A 14359-nucleotide genomic window follows, 5' to 3' on the forward strand; every position below is an offset into this window, starting at 1 on the left:
TCGGGTCATTCGTACCCATGCGTCATCGAGCGGTTCTCCGTGAGTCACACTATCGCTACCCCGGGAAATGGCTGGCGCGGTGGCCACGGCATCCCGGCCTGTCGAAGAGGAGAACAGTTGTCCACCGTTTCCGCGGACTTCTCGGGCAAAAGTGACGCCGAACTGATCAATGCGGTTCGGTCGGGGACGCTGGCCGCCTACGGCACCCTTTACGAGCGTCACGTCGCGTCCGCGCACAATCTGGCGCGCCAACTGGCCCGTTCCCAGGCCGAGGCCGACGACCTCGTCTCCGAAGCCTTCGCGAAGGTGATGGACACGCTGCGCGCCGGAAAGGGACCGGACTCGGCCTTCCGCGCCTACCTCCTCACCGCGCTGCGCCACACCGCCTACGACCGGACGCGCAAGGACAAGCGGGTCGACCTCAGCGACGACATGTCCACTTTGGCCGCCACGGGGAGCGCCGCCACCGACGCGCTGACCGTGCCCTTCTCCGACACCGCGGTCGCCGGCCTGGAACGCAGCATGGCCGCGAGGGCGTTCGCCCGGCTGCCGGAACGGTGGCAGGCGGTGCTGTGGCACACCGAGATCGAACAGCAGACCCCGGCGGAGGTCGCTCCGCTGCTGGGGCTGACGCCCAACGGGGTGTCCGCGCTGGCCTACCGGGCACGCGAGGGCCTGCGGCAGGCCTACCTGCAGGTGCATCTCGCCGAGACCAGCTCCCAGCGGTGCCGGGCGACGGCGGACCGCCTCGGCGCGTGGACCCGCAACGGGCTGGCCAAGCGGGAGCGGACCCAGGTCGAGGCCCATCTCGACGAGTGCGACCGGTGCCGGGCACTGGCCGCCGAGCTGAGCGACGTCAACGGCGCCCTGCGGGCCGTGGTGGCGCCGATCGTGCTGGGCGGGGCCGCACTCGGCTACCTGGCGCTGACCGGCGGGAAGGCGGCCGCCGCCACCGCCGCCGCCGGAGCCTCCGGCGGCGCTGCCGCCACCGCGGCCACCGCCGCGCCCCGGCAGTTGTTCGGGGTAGCCGCTTCCAGCATGGCGATCGCGGCCGCGGTGGCCACCGCGCTGGTCGCCAGCGGCGGCGCCCAGGACATCCCGGTCTCGGCGGCCCAACTGCCCCCGGTCCAAGCCAGCCCGACCCCGGTGCTCCCGCCCTCCGGGCACAGCCCGGCCGCCAAGATCCAGGTCCCCGCTCCGTCCTCGGCCGTGACACCACCGCCCACCACCACGCCGCCCGCCCCCGTCGTCGCGCCCGCGGCGAACCTGACCGCGACCGGCCCGGCGGGCGGTCTGCTCCTGCAGCCCGGTGGCGGGGCCATCCCGCTGCCCATCACCGTCCGCAACGACGGCAACGGCCCGTCGGACCCGGTGACGGTGACCCTGACCCTGCCCAGCGGGGTGCGCGCGGTCGGGCCCGGCGGCGGTGGCGGCGGGGCGGGCGCCCGTTCCTTGTCCGCTCCGTCCTCTCCGGCGGCCAGCCCGGCTTCCCCGGCCTCTCCGGACGCGGACTGTCCGGCCGGGACCGGGACGGTGAGTTGCACCAGCGCTCGCGCTCTCGCCCCCGGTGAATCGGCCGTGCTCACCTTCCGCCTGATCGCGGACGCGACCGCCACGGGGGGCACGGTCACCGGTTCGATCAGCACCGGCGGCCAGGTGCACTTCGAAATCAGCGTTCCGATCAGCGTCACCCCCGCCCCCTCCGACGGGGTGGTCCTGAGCGTGAGCGCCCAGTGGGGCGGCCCGTGGCCGTGGGCGAACCCCGGCTGGATCGACACGGAAGTCGTCAACGACGGCAAGACCACCAAACCGGTCACCCTGACCTTCAGCCGCCCGGTCCATCTGATGACCGATCAGTGGCGGGCGCGCTGCACCGAGCAGGCGGACGGCACGTCCTGCACCACTGCCAGGCCCCTCGCCCCCCAGGAGCACCTGAGCCTGTGGTTCGCCCTCGACGAGGGGGAATGGCATCCCATCCCGGTCAGTGTGAGCGCCACCCTCGGCTCGGCGAGCGACACGAAGACGGTGAGCCTCGGCTGCTGGTTCGGCCCGCTGTGCCACATCCCCGCCCCCGTCGGTACGCCGTCGACCACCCCGGCGACCACGCCACCGGCCTCGGAACCGGCCCGCACGACGACCAGCACCCCGGCCTCGCAGCCGGCCGCCACCGGCAGCCCCGCACCGGTCACGCAGAACACCACGACCCCGCCGCCCGTGCCGACCCCGCCGACCACCGCGAACACCACCGCACCACCCGCCGGGGAACCGGCGACCACGACCACCACTTCGAAGCGGCGGCACGGTGGTTGGTGGTGGCTGTTCCCGGACGAATGATTACTGTCAGCCACCTGGGAAATCGCCGGCTACGTGAGCGGGATGATCCTCGGCGCCCCTCGTGAGCCGGAGAAAAGCGCCGCCTGACCGCACCGGGACATCCCCACTACGTACACTGCCGAAGTGACCGTTGTGGAAAGCGTGCTCTCGCGCACACCCGAGCCGTTGCGCTCGGCGCTGATCAAACATCGGGAGCTGCTCAAATTCGGCATCGTCGGCGGCACCACCTTCGTCGTCGACAACGGAGTCTGGTACCTGCTCAAACTGGGCGTGCTGGAATCCAAGCCGACCACCGCGAAGGCCATCGCGATCATCGTCGCGACCATCGTTTCCTACGTTCTCAACAGGGAATGGTCCTTCCGGACCCGCGGCGGCCGGGAGCGGCACCACGAGGCCGCGCTGTTCTTCGTGATCAGCGGGCTGGCCGTGGTGGTGAACCTGATCCCCCTGTACCTGTCCCGCTACGCGTTCCACCTGGAGACGCCGTTCGTCGAACGCTGGATCCAGGAAACGGCGGACTTCATCAGCGGCTCCATCATCGGCATGCTGCTGGCCATGGTGTTCCGCTTCTGGGGCTTCAAGAAGTGGGTCTTCCCGGACGAACTCGGCGAGCGCCGCCGCGACACCAACCGGTCTTGAGCTGGTCAGGCCCCTGTTAGGAGGACGAAGCGCCGGCTGTCGATGGCGGCGGCGACGGATTGCGCGCTGAATCGCGGGTCGTCTCGCGAGGTGTCCAAGACGTGACGCTCCAGTTCGCCGAGGTCGGCGAACTGGTCCCACATCCGCAGGATCGGTTCTTCCCGGGTGAGCGCGGTCGGTGCTGTTCGCTGCCGGGCGCGCGTGAGTGCGACGTCGCGATCCGGTCGTAGGACCACATAGTGCAGCGACAGCCCGGGATGGTTTCGGGCTCGCCGGTGGAAGTGAGGCAGCATCCAGGGTCCGACGATTCCGTCGACGAAGGTGGTGAATCCGCCGAGGGCGTAGGTGAACGCCGCTCCGGCGATGACGTCGAGGACCACCTGGTTCTGCGCGTCCGCCGCGGGCTCGTAGGGTGCGATCGCCCCGGCGACGATGTAGTGCCAGAAGTCATCCGTGTGCAGATGGACAGACTTCTGCCAACGCGAGGCCAGTGCACGCGCGATGGTGGATTTTCCCGCCCCCGGCGGTCCGGTGAGAATGATCAGCGCACCCGGCTCGGTCATTTTTCGAATGTAGTAAATGCTGACTCGGCGACGCGCTACCGCGGCACCCGTTCGGAGGGCCAACGAACTTCGCGGAGATCCCCGGGGCTGGGGACGCGCAGGAACAGGCTGAACACGGCGGGGCGACGGCTGGACAGCTCGAGCCTGCCCCCGTCGGCCTCGGCGAGCGCGCGGGCCAGTGCGAGTCCCACACCCGTGGACCCGGCACCGGAAAAACCCCGCTCGAACACGTGCGGCACCAGCTCGTCGGGAATACCGGAGCCGGTGTCGCTGACCTCGACCACCACGGTGCCCTCGGCCTCCCCGCGCCGCGCCGCGAGAGTGACGGTGCCCGCCCCGTGCCGCAGGGCGTTGTCCAGCAGCACGCCGATGACCTCGCGCAGCCGGCCCGGGGTGGCCCTCGCGACCAGCCCGTCCCCGATCCGCAGCCGCAGGTTGCGCCCCTCCGCACGCAGCAGCTGCCGCCACTCCGAGGCGACCTCCGGCAACGCCGTCGCCAGCTCCACCGGTTCGACGTCCGCCTCACTGGCCGCACGTGCCGCGGCCAGCAGCTCCTCCAGCGCCTCCGACAACCGGTCAGCCTGCTCCTGCGCGGCGCGGGCCTCCTCGGCCACGTCGGAGTCCTCGACGATGGTCAGCGATTCCAGGCGCAGCTGCAGCGCGGTCAGGCGGCTGCGCAGCTGGTGGGAAACGTCCCCGACGAGCTGCCGTTCCCGCTGGACCAGCTGGGCCAGCGCGGTGGCGGAGGTGTCGAGCGCCTCGGCCACCATGTCCAGCTCGCCCACCCCGTACCGGCTGGGATCGGGCCGGAAGTCACCCCCGCCGAGCTTCGACGCCCGCTCGGCCACGTGGCGCAGCGGCTTCGCCAGGCGACGCGCGGTCACCGTGGCGACCACGGTGCCGATGCTCACCGACAGCACCACCAGCAGCAGCACGGCGAGCGTGACCGTGGTCTGGCGGGACCTCAGCGGACCGGCCGCGGTCGCCAGCTCCAGGTTCCCGTCCCGGGCCAGTTGCACGCGCGCGGTCACCACGTCCGGGCCCGGATCGGCCCCCTCGATCATTTTCGGCAGGCCGGGCAGCTGCACGGTGAGCCTGCCGCCCGGCGGGATCGCCACCGCGACCCCGTCCAGATCGGTCTGGCTGAGCTGACCGTCGGCGAGATCGGTGTCGAGCGTGGCGGCGATCTGCGACGCCCGCGCCCCGAGGTCCTCGACGGTGATGCTGTCGACCAGCTTCCACGCGGTCACCCCGAGCGGGATGCCGAGCGCCGCGGCGGTGACCGCGACGGCCAGCAGGATGGCGAGCAGGATGCGGCGGCGCACGATTCCCCGGCCGGCTAGTCGATGTTGAAGCGGAAGCCGACGCCGCGCACGGTGGCGATGCGGCGCTCCCCGTCGCCCGAGTGCACCACGGCCCCCTTGCCGTCACCGGTGACCGCCAGCTTGCGGCGCAGCCAGGACATGTGCATGTCGAGGGTCTTCGAGGTCTTGGACTCCAGGTCGTTCCACACCTCGGCGAGGATCTCGTCCCGGCTGACCACCTGTCCGGCCCGGCTCATCAGCACGCGCAGCAGTTCGAACTCCTTGTTCGCCAACTGCACCTCACGGCCGTCCACGGTGACCAGGCGGGCGCCCAGGTCCATCCGCACACCCCCGGCCTCGAGCACCTCGGGCGCCCGGCGGCGCAGCAGCGCCCGGATCCGGGCGAGCAGCTCGGCCAGCCGGAAGGGTTTGGCGACGTAGTCGTCGGCCCCGGCGTCCAGCCCGACCACGAAGTCCACCTCGTCGGTGCGGGCGGTGAGCATCAGGACCGGGAGTTCGGTGCCGCTGGAGCGCAACCGGCGGCACACCTCCAGCCCGTCCATTCCGGGCAGGCCGAGATCCAGCACCAGCAGGTCGGCACGGTGATCACCGGCGGCGGCGAGTGCGGACGGACCGTCGCCGACCACCTCTACCTCGTAGCCCTCGCGCTGCAGTGCGCGCGACAGCGGTTCCGCGATTGCCGGATCGTCCTCGGCGAGTAACACCATGCTCACCTGGCCAACTCTACGGCCGGGGGACGTGAAACCATCGTCGCGTGCCGAGCTACTCCTCCGATCTCACTCTCGCCGCGCGCCTGGCCGACGCGGCCGACGCGATCACCACCGCACGCTTCCGCGCGCTCGATCTCACGGTGCGCAGCAAACCCGACCGCACCCCGGTCACCGACGCCGACACGGCGGTCGAAGACGCCATCCGGGCCCTGCTCGCCGAGGAGCGCCCGGACGACGGGATCGCCGGTGAGGAGCGGGGCGGCGGCGCCTGGTCGTCCGGCCGCACCTGGATCCTCGATCCGATCGACGGGACGAAGAACTTCCTGCGCGGCGTGCCCGTGTGGGCCACCTTGATCGCGCTGGTCGAGGACGGGACCCCGGTGGTCGGCATGGTGAGCGCCCCGCTGCTCGGACGCCGCTGGTGGGCCAGCCTGGGCGAGGGTGCCTGGCTGCGCGACGCGACCGGCGAACGGCGGATCTCCGTTTCCGGTGTGGCCGACTTGTCGGACGCGTACCTGTCCACCACGCACCTCGGCTCGTGGACCGAGTACCACTCGCGCGAGGCGTACCTCGCCCTCACCGACGCCTGCTGGGAAACCCGCGCGTTCGGCGACTTCTGGCACCACTGCCTGGTCGCCGAGGGCGCCATCGACCTGGCCGCCGAGGCGATCGTGAACCCGTGGGACGTGGCGCCGATGCAGGTACTGGTCACCGAGGCAGGCGGCCGGTTCAGCGACCTGTCCGGCAGGGAGACCTTCGACGGCGGTTCCGCGCTGTCGTCCAACGGCCTCCTGCACGACGCGGCCCTGTCCACCCTGCACCGGAACTGACACCTGCCCGGCCAGCGGACCCGTCAGCGCGGTGTGGCGGCGGGCAGGAGACCGACGGCGCCGCGAGCCACCTGGGACCAGGCGAGCCTGCCGAACAGGTAGTGACAGGCGACCTGTTCGTTGGTGAAGCGGGCCCAGTCGTACCGGTTCCCCTGCTCCCGCCAGAACACCTCCCACACGGGTGTGCCCTCCTCGGACTCCTCGACCCGCAGGACGCACCACGCGTTGTCGGCCTCGGCGCCGATGGAGACCACCTCGGGCGGCACCCCGATGGTTTCCAGCCAGCGCACGACCGATTCGACGTTCATTCCTCCTCCTCGAAGGTCACATCCGCGAGGTAGCCCATGCTGACCAGTTCGTCGGCGGAGTAGACGGCCCGGTACCGGGTTCCGCCGCCGGGCTGTCCGAACCAGGGCGCCGACTCGGCCCGCCACATCGGCACTTCGCGCAGCACCCGGTACCGGCGGTACCCGGCGGACAACAACGCCGGCGGCAGGGAACGCCGCGCGAAGGGAGTGCCGTCCGGGGCGAACACGCGACCGCCGATCCCGCCGAAGCGGTCGAGCAGCACCCCCTCGGGCAGCAGCTCCGGTTCTCCCGGCGCGGTCCCGCCCTCGGGAAAAACTTCCGCGGGCGGCCACGCGTACTCCGGTACGCCACCGCGGGAGCCGACCTGGAACCGGCGTTCCCAGTCGCGTTCGGACAGTCCGCCGAGCGGCCGGTGGTCTTCGGTCAGCTCCGCCGGAGGTTCACCGGGTGGGGTGGGCAGACGGGCGTAGCCGTCCCGCACCTTCTCCCAGGCTTCGGAAGACTCGAGGAGGCCGGAGTGGGGATGGTCGTGCGGTGGGAAGCGCAGGCCGGGCGCGAAGTCGGCCTCGGGCGGGGGTACCGGCAGCTGCCGGGCGGGACGGGCCGAGGCCACGGGAAGGTGCCCGAGCGGGAATATGTGCACGAGGAACAGGGCCACGATGCTTTCCCGCTCCTGGCGGGGCGCCCCGAGCGGCGGCTGCGGCCGGGGGTGGCGGGGGCCCCGGGGATGCTGGGGCTGGGCTGGTGGTGGTGCGGCCGGGGGCGCTTCGGACCGGGACTGCGGCGCGGGGGCGGGATGGCCGGGACGTGGCGGGACGGCCGGTGCCGGGCCGGGGACCGCCGCAGGCGGGGCGAACGGCGCGAACGGCGCGGGTGCCGGGTAGCTGGGCTGGGGCGCGACAACGGGTTGCGGGGCCGCGAGCGGCTGCGGGCCTGCGATCGGTGGCGGGACCAAAGACGGCGCAGGGGGCACGGACAGCACGGACGGCCCTCCTTCGCTGAACCCCGCGGCGACGGTGGCGCCGGGCGCGTGCGGCGCGAGGGTGCCGGACGGCGGAGTCGGCACGTCGTCGAACCCGCCGGAATGCAGGAGCCCCCCGTACGTCGAGGGGGCCGCGGGCAGCCGGAGGGGACCGGTCCCGGCTTCCGGACCGGCTACTTCGTCCACTGTGGACCCCGCGGGTTCGAGTGGAAGCGGTGTCGCGCCGGGCGGCTGCCCGAGCGAAGGCAGACCGGGGGCGGACGGCTCGGCCGGAACCGGTGGCACTCCCAGCGAAGGCTGCACCGGAACCACCGGGGCTTCCGGAACCGCCGAGACCACCGCGACCGCCCCCGCGGCACCGGCCGTCACCTTGTCTACTGTGGACAAAAGTGAAACGGGCAGTCCGGTGGCGGCGCTGAGCAGACCGAGCTGCCCCCGCGGGGAACGCGCACCCGGATGCGGGCCGCCCATCGGATCCGGCGGGCCGCCCGCCGTCGCGGCCGCCCCGCCCACCCGCTGGACCAGACCGTTCGTCAGCGACGAAAGATTCGCGGTGGTCCCCCGCAGCACGGTGTCCAGCCCGAGCAGCGCGGCCGGATGCCCGGCCGCGGCCGCGCCGTGCGCCGCGTCCCGGTTCTTCGCGGCTTCGGTCAGCCTGCGCACCATCTCCACCTTGGTCGCGCCGATCTCCTCCGCCGCGCGCTCCAGCCGGTCGGCGGCCTCCCCGGCACCGCGGGCCGCGACGGTCAGCCGACCGTGATCGGGGTGGACGAATTCGGCCCACCGGGCGGCCGCCGCCTCCGCCGACGGGCCGCTGAGCGGCCCCAGTGCCCTCGTAGCGCTCCGGTCGGCCTCGGCGGCCAACGCGGTGAGCCCGTCCTGCGCGGTCCGCCACGCCTTCGCCTGCTCGCGCAGCTTGTCCTCGTCCGCCCGCGGCCACGACAGCCCGGTCTCCGCGGCGATTCCGGCCAGTTCCTCCGGCAGTTCGATACCCATTCCTAACCCCCGGCCGCGTCGGCGATCGAACAGCGGGCGGCGTCCTCACCCGAGGAGTACCGCCGCGCGGCCTCCGCGAGGGAGGTCCCCAGCTCGCTCAGCTGCCCGGCCAGTGCGCGGATCCCCTCCGCGGTCTCGTTCGCGGGACGGGCGTGCCCGGCCGCGAAACTCCGCCCGACCGCGTCGTCACCCCAGGCCGCCGGGGCATCCGCCAGCGCACGCGCGAGCTCCGCCGCGATCCGCCCCGCCCGCTCGGCATGGCCGTCGAAGTCCTTCGCCCCCGCGGCGAGCCTGCCCGCATCCGCTTCGAACCCGCTCACCGGACCATCCAGTTCTTGTCCTCGTAGCTGTCCTCCTCGGCCACCGGCTTCAGCGGCGCGATGTCGGCGGCCTCGAGGTCGGCCGTGCCGAACAGGACGGCTTGCGGGTCGGTACCGGCGGGAAGGGCGGGCGCGAGCACCTCCGCCGCGGCGGCCAGCGCCCGCACGGTCGCCGCACCGGCGGCCCGCACGATCTGGTCGGCCAGTTCGCGGGGCCGGTACCGGTGATAGGCCTCGTCGGAGATCACCAGTGCGGTAAGCGCGCCGCGCGCACCCACGGTCGCGGTGAGCAGGCCGTCCGGATCACTGGCCGAGGCCGTGACCGCCCCGAGTTCCCGCTGCACCGAAGCGAGCTGTTCCCGGCTGCGCCGGTAGTCGGCCAGCAGCTCGTCCACCTGTGCGCGGTACTCGGTCACGGCACGCCTCCTCGGTAGTACGGCGGTCGGCTTCGAGTCGGACGCGGCCCGGCGCGGCCCGGTTCCCACTCCGGGGAAAAGCGTTCCCTATCCGGCCATCCGCCGCACCACGGCGCTACCCCGCGAGCGCCCTGACCACCCGGGACGGGCTCGGCCGCCCGAGCCGCTCGGCCATCCACCGGCTGGTCGCCACCAGTGCGTCGAGGTCGACACCGGTCTCGATGCCGAGCCCCTCCAGCATCCACAGCAGGTCCTCGGTGGCGAGGTTGCCGGTGGCCGACTCGGCGTACGGGCAGCCGCCGAGGCCACCCGCCGAGGAATCCACAGTGGACACCCCGCAGCGCAGCGCGGCAAGGGTGTTCGCCAGTGCCTGCCCGTAGGTGTCGTGGAAGTGCACGGCCAGTCGGCCGGGGGCGACGCCGGCCTCGTCGAAGGCCGCGATCAGCCGTTCCACGTGGCCGGCGGTGGCGACGCCGATCGTGTCGCCGAGGGAGAGCTGGTCGCACCCGAGGTCGAGCAACCGCTGCCCGGCCCGCACCACCTGTTCGACCGGGACCGGCCCCTCCCACGGGTCGCCGAAGCACATCGACAGATAGCCGCGGACGGTCGCGCCCGCCTCCCGCGCCCCGGCTGCCACCGGTTCGAACATCGCGAACTGGTCCTCGACGGTGGAGTTCAGGTTGCGCTGGGCGAAGGTCTCGGTGGCGCTGCCGAAGATCGCGAGGTCACGGCAGCCGGCGTCCAGGGCACGCTTGAGCCCCCGCTCGTTGGGCACCAGGACCGGGTACCGCACACCCGGACGCCGGTTCAGCCCGTCGAGCAACTGCTCGGCGTCGGCCAGCTGCGGCACCCACTTCGGGGACACGAAGCTCGTAGCCTCCAGCACGGAGTGCCCGGCCTCAGCGAGCCGGTCGAGGAATTCGAGCTTGACCTCCACCGGCACGATGGTCTTCTCGTTCTGCAGGCCGTCGCGGGGACCGACCTCCCAGATCGTCACCCGCGTGGGCAGTCCTCCGGCGGAAACCCGCTGCGGCAGTCCCAGTTCCCGAGCACCCATTGATCAGCGCCTGCCTCGTGTCCGCGGACGGCCGTCCTCGGCCGATCCGAAATCGTCGTACGGATTGTCGTTCACCTCACGGTAGATGACCGTGTGGACCCGTTCGACGTGCGGAATGTCATCGAACCGCAGCGGTTCGTCGGAGGCCGATTCGATGACCAGGGTGCCGCAGCCGAAGATGCGGTCGACGAGGCCGTGCTCGAACTGGACGCTGTTGATCCGGGTCATCGGGATGTCGATCCCGGTCCGCTTCACCACGCCCTCGCGGGCGATGAGGCGGTCGGTGGTGACGATGAAGTGCGTGGTCCGCCACCGGATCAGCGGGGCGAGGAACAGCCAGCAGACGAGGATGAGCGCGACCACCCCGATGGCGATGAGGCTCACGTCGTGCCAGGGCGCGGCGAGCCCACCGGTCAGCGTGGCCAGCCAGCCCCCCGCCGCGAGCGTCACGATCAGCCAGAACACCGGCCAGATCAGCATCTTGAAATGCGGATGGCTGTGCACAATGACCTGCTCGTTGTCGCTGAGCAGCTCCTCGGGGTAGGCCACTTCGAACACGCTCCGATCTTCGGTCTGCCGTGCGCTTAAGGTACCGCCCGCAGGTGCACCACGTCCCCGGCGAGCACGGAGTGTTCACGGCCGTCCTCGGTGACCACCACCAGCCCGCCACCGGGTTCGATGTCCCGCGCGGTGCCCACGAGAGTGGTGTCGCCGGGCAGCAGGACGCGTACCTTCCTGCCCAGCGTTTCGCAGTGCGCGCGGTAGTCCTCGAGCTGGCCCGCCCGCTCCAGGTGACCGCCCGCCGCACGCCAGCGCCGCTCGCGTTCGGAGAACGCGGAGAGCAGCATCTTCGTGATCAGGGTGCGGTCGGTGACGCTCGCGCCCTCCTCCTCCAGCGAGGTCGGCCGCAGCCCGCCCGCCGCGGGCGGCACGTCCTCGCCGAGCGGGCGCACGTTCACCCCGATGCCCAGCACCACGGCGAGTTCCTCGCTCGCCACCGACTCGGCCAGAATTCCCGCGCATTTCCCCCGGTCGGGACCGGCCAGCACGTCGTTGGGCCATTTCAGGACCGCGTCCACGCCCAGTTCCCTGGTCAGGTCCAGCATCGCCAGGCCCGCCACCATGGCCAGCGAGCCCACGTGCGAGAAAGCGACTTCAGTGGGTCGCAGCAGGATGCTCAGGTAGACGCCGGATCCCTTCGGCGATACCCAGTGCCGGTAGCGCCTGCCCACCCCGGCGGTCTGCTCCTCGGCCACCAGGACGGTGCGGTCCGGTGCACCCCGTACGGCCGCCTCGCGCAGGTCCGCGTTGGTCGAGCCGGTGCTCTCCACCACGTCCACCGTCGCGTACGGCCCGGTCAGTTCCGCGCGCAACCGCGCGACATCGATCTCAGCCATAACCGGAGCCTAAAGGCCCTCTCCCGCCCCGGCTGGCTCGCCGGGACGGCGGGAACCCAATAACTTCCGCTTGCGCAATTCGTTGGGTAGTGCGTGGAACGACGGCGGCTTTCTCCTACTGTTGGGCGGGTGATCATCCGTTTCCCCCACTGGGGACGTGCCGCCGCGGGTCGCGCGATGATCGCGGTGATCATGGTCGCCGCGCTGGTGACCTGTGGCTGGCTGCTCGTGGAGCCGAACCGCCCGGTCGCCACCGGGACCGTCGCCCCCATGGGGGAAACCCAGCAGCCCGGCGGCAACGCGGCGGGCGCGGCGGGGCCGTCGGTGCTCGAAGCGAGCGCCCCGGTGCAGGCGCAGGCACCGCAGCAGCAGGGCAAGAGCGAACTGGAGCGCTGGGCCGCTGGGCTGAGCGGTGCACTGGACATCCCCGAACGCGCGCTCGTCGGATACGCCCTGGGCGAGCTGACGCTGCGCAAGGAACAGCCGAACTGCCACCTTTCGTGGGTCACGCTGGCGGGTATCGGCAAGGCGAGCTCCGACCACGGCCGCTTCGGCGGCGACGGCCTCACCGCGGCGGGCACGCTGACCAGGCCGCTCGGACCGGTCCCCCTGCAGGGCGCCGCCGGGGAGGCGGCCAGCGACCAGCGCAGCGGGCCGCTGCAGCTCACCCAGCAGGAATGGGCCCGGGGCCGCGGCGCGGGCGACGTCCAGGACATCGACGACGCCGCCGTGGCGGCGGGACGCGTGCTGTGCGCGGGGGGCACCGACCTGCAGGCCGGGCAGAGCTGGTGGAAGGCGATCGACAACTACCGTCGCTCCGACCTGTTCCGCCAGCAGGTGCTCGGCAACGCTCAGCTGTACGCCGCACTCTCGGTGGCGCCGGGCGCCGCGTCGGCCCCGTCGACCCGTGCCGTCCGGTTCGCCCTCGACCAGTTGGGCCTGCCCTACGTGTGGGGCGGCAACGGCCCCGAAGCGGGTGCCGCGGGCTTCGACTGCTCGGGTCTGACCAAGGCCGCCTACGACAGCGCCGGCGTCGCACTGCCCCGCACGGCGGACTCACAGTTCCGTTCGCAGCCCGCGGTCCCGGCCGCGGAGCCGCCGAAGCTGGGCGACCTGGTGTTCTACGGCAATCCCGCCGGTTTCATCCACCACGTCGGCCTGTACCTCGGCAACGGGATGATGATCAACGCGCCGACCCAGGGCATGGCGATCCAGATCGCGACCTACCACGTCCGCGGCGACGACTACGCGGGCGCGGCCCGCCCAGCTCGTTAGACACAGCTCACGGGCGGCGGCGTTCGATCTCACGGCGCGACGGCTTCCCCCGCGCCCCGACGAGCGATCATGATGACTGGATGGAAGTCAGTTTCGCCGAAGACCACATCCTTTTCCTCCGCTACGACTTCCCCGGCGCCACGGTTCACCCCACCGGGACTCTCACGGCCAGGCAGATCCGCGACGCCAATTGGATACTCTCGCCGCCCGAGATCCGGACCACACTCGGCGAAACGCTGTTCGTGCCCCACGCGCAACAGGCCCAACTCGAGCAGTTCTGCCTACGGAACGGCATCGCCGGGAAACAGCGGCTCGACATCTGGTCGGACCTGCTCGAACCGTTCCTCGACACCGAATTCGGTCCCGAACACGTACAGGCCACCGACAAGCGGCTGCGCCAAGCCGGGCTGTCCGGCGAAGAAGTCGCCGGCATCCGCCGTCGAGTCACTCCGCTCATGCACGCCTACAACTTCGACAGCATGCTCTGGGAATGGGTCGACCTGAGCCTGTACGACCTCCTCAGTGCCGCCACCGGCCCCCTCGTCGACCCCGGCATCCAAGCCGCGCTCGGCGACCCATCGGCGTTCTACAACTGGGCCATGGAAATCGCCGAACGCCGTCGTTGAGCACCGGCAGCAAATGCCGATCCGTGCCCAACTCCTCCCGAGCGTCGGCGAACCCAGCCGCCACGATTCTCCTCCACCTGAGCCGACGCTGTTTGATAGACAGATCCGGTGAGCGCCTTCTACCACCTGTGCTTCGTCGTCCAGGACATTCAGCGGGCGACCGAGGACCTCACCCGCGTCCTGGGCGTGACCTGGAGCCGGGTCCGTACCGGCAAGCTCGGGGAATGGGAATACAGCATCGTCTTCTCCGTCGAAGGACCACCGTTCTTCGAAGTGATACAGGGCGCCGCGGGCAGTCCGTGGGACGCGGCCGCAGGGTCTCGCTTCGACCACATCGGCTACTGGTCCAGGGACGTCACGACGGACAAGCAGCAACTGGCGGCACGGGGCGCACCTATTGAGTTCGACTCGTGCCCCTACGGTCGCTCCTTCACCTACCACCGCCTCGACAGCATCGGGGCACGAGTCGAGTTGGTCGACCTCGCAGCGCAGGAGGGGTTCCTCGGCACATGGGCCCCAGAGGCACCGACGATGCCGGTACTCGACCTCGACGGCCCGACCGCCGAGCCATGATGGTCAA

16 protein-coding genes are annotated in these 14359 nt (G+C 71.6%); 6 read left to right on the plus strand and 10 right to left on the minus strand.

Going from position 1 to position 14359, the window contains the following annotated elements; genetic code table 11:
- Positions 1 to 117 precede the first annotated feature (117 nt).
- Both ORV05_RS29005 and ORV05_RS29010 read left to right on the plus strand, forming a co-directional pair.
- A complete protein-coding gene (locus ORV05_RS29005) occupies positions 118 to 2334 on the plus strand; it encodes a sigma-70 family RNA polymerase sigma factor (RefSeq protein ID WP_268755152.1) in 2217 nt (738 codons plus the stop codon).
- Positions 2335 to 2457: 123 nt separating this feature from the next.
- The gene (locus tag ORV05_RS29010; protein ID WP_268755153.1) at positions 2458 to 2973 is read left to right on the plus strand and encodes a GtrA family protein; all 516 of its coding nucleotides are present in this window, start codon (positions 2458 to 2460) and stop codon (positions 2971 to 2973) included.
- A gap of 5 nt (positions 2974 to 2978) precedes the next feature.
- On the opposite strand, the gene ORV05_RS29015 is transcribed toward ORV05_RS29010, so the two are convergent.
- Genes ORV05_RS29015 through ORV05_RS29025 form a run of 3 tightly spaced genes read right to left on the minus strand, consistent with a single transcriptional unit; the run spans position 2979 to position 5568 of the window.
- A complete protein-coding gene (locus tag ORV05_RS29015; protein WP_268755154.1) occupies positions 2979 to 3536 on the minus strand; it encodes an AAA family ATPase in 558 nt (185 codons plus the stop codon).
- Positions 3537 to 3571: 35 nt separating this feature from the next.
- A complete protein-coding gene (locus ORV05_RS29020) occupies positions 3572 to 4861 on the minus strand; it encodes an ATP-binding protein (RefSeq protein WP_268755155.1) in 1290 nt (429 codons plus the stop codon).
- Between the two features lie 14 nt (positions 4862 to 4875).
- Positions 4876 to 5568: a response regulator transcription factor gene (locus tag ORV05_RS29025; protein WP_144591478.1), complete on the minus strand. Its 693-nt coding sequence runs from the start codon at positions 5566 to 5568 to the stop codon at positions 4876 to 4878.
- 47 nt (positions 5569 to 5615) lie between these two features.
- Between ORV05_RS29025 and hisN the strand changes: the two genes are divergently transcribed.
- Positions 5616 to 6401, plus strand: coding sequence for a histidinol-phosphatase (gene hisN, locus ORV05_RS29030; protein WP_268755156.1), 786 nt, complete (start codon positions 5616 to 5618; stop codon positions 6399 to 6401).
- 23 nt (positions 6402 to 6424) lie between these two features.
- On the opposite strand, the gene ORV05_RS29035 is transcribed toward hisN, so the two are convergent.
- The 7 genes from ORV05_RS29035 to ORV05_RS29065 all read right to left on the minus strand — a co-directional run bounded on the left by ORV05_RS29035 (position 6425) and on the right by ORV05_RS29065 (position 11878).
- Positions 6425 to 6709, minus strand: a complete 285-nt coding sequence (locus ORV05_RS29035) for a hypothetical protein (RefSeq protein ID WP_144591472.1) — start codon at positions 6707 to 6709, stop codon at positions 6425 to 6427.
- The gene (locus tag ORV05_RS29040) at positions 6706 to 8688 is read right to left on the minus strand and encodes a TNT domain-containing protein (protein WP_268755157.1); all 1983 of its coding nucleotides are present in this window, start codon (positions 8686 to 8688) and stop codon (positions 6706 to 6708) included. Before ORV05_RS29040 ends, ORV05_RS29035 begins: the two co-directional genes overlap by 4 nt.
- A 2-nt stretch (positions 8689 to 8690) precedes the next feature.
- Complete coding sequence (locus ORV05_RS29045) at positions 8691 to 9008, minus strand: hypothetical protein (protein WP_268755158.1); 318 nt, start codon at positions 9006 to 9008, stop codon at positions 8691 to 8693.
- Entirely contained in the window at positions 9005 to 9424 is a 420-nt protein-coding gene (locus ORV05_RS29050; RefSeq protein WP_268755159.1) for a YbaB/EbfC family nucleoid-associated protein, read from the minus strand. The genes ORV05_RS29045 and ORV05_RS29050 overlap by 4 nt, the downstream gene beginning before the upstream one ends.
- A gap of 115 nt (positions 9425 to 9539) precedes the next feature.
- Positions 9540 to 10481 carry a hydroxymethylglutaryl-CoA lyase gene (locus ORV05_RS29055; RefSeq protein WP_268755160.1) on the minus strand — a complete coding sequence of 314 codons (942 nt, stop codon included), beginning with the start codon at positions 10479 to 10481 and terminating at the stop codon, positions 9540 to 9542.
- Between the two features lie 3 nt (positions 10482 to 10484).
- Complete coding sequence (locus ORV05_RS29060; protein WP_268759945.1) at positions 10485 to 11030, minus strand: PH domain-containing protein; 546 nt, start codon at positions 11028 to 11030, stop codon at positions 10485 to 10487.
- A gap of 35 nt (positions 11031 to 11065) precedes the next feature.
- Complete coding sequence (locus tag ORV05_RS29065; RefSeq protein WP_268755161.1) at positions 11066 to 11878, minus strand: biotin--[acetyl-CoA-carboxylase] ligase; 813 nt, start codon at positions 11876 to 11878, stop codon at positions 11066 to 11068.
- 135 nt (positions 11879 to 12013) lie between these two features.
- Between ORV05_RS29065 and ORV05_RS29070 the strand changes: the two genes are divergently transcribed.
- The 3 genes from ORV05_RS29070 to ORV05_RS29080 all read left to right on the plus strand — a co-directional run bounded on the left by ORV05_RS29070 (position 12014) and on the right by ORV05_RS29080 (position 14352).
- Positions 12014 to 13153, plus strand: coding sequence for a C40 family peptidase (locus ORV05_RS29070; protein ID WP_407652804.1), 1140 nt, complete (start codon positions 12014 to 12016; stop codon positions 13151 to 13153).
- 80 nt (positions 13154 to 13233) lie between these two features.
- The gene (locus tag ORV05_RS29075; RefSeq protein ID WP_268755162.1) at positions 13234 to 13779 is read left to right on the plus strand and encodes a hypothetical protein; all 546 of its coding nucleotides are present in this window, start codon (positions 13234 to 13236) and stop codon (positions 13777 to 13779) included.
- A 108-nt stretch (positions 13780 to 13887) separates the two neighbouring features.
- Positions 13888 to 14352 (plus strand): VOC family protein, encoded by a 465-nt coding sequence (locus ORV05_RS29080; protein ID WP_268755163.1) that lies wholly within the window; start codon positions 13888 to 13890, stop codon positions 14350 to 14352.
- The last annotated feature ends 7 nt before the right edge of the window (positions 14353 to 14359 follow it).

Source organism: Amycolatopsis cynarae, assembly GCF_026802195.1.
Taxonomy (GTDB): domain Bacteria; phylum Actinomycetota; class Actinomycetes; order Mycobacteriales; family Pseudonocardiaceae; genus Amycolatopsis_E; species Amycolatopsis_E rhizosphaerae.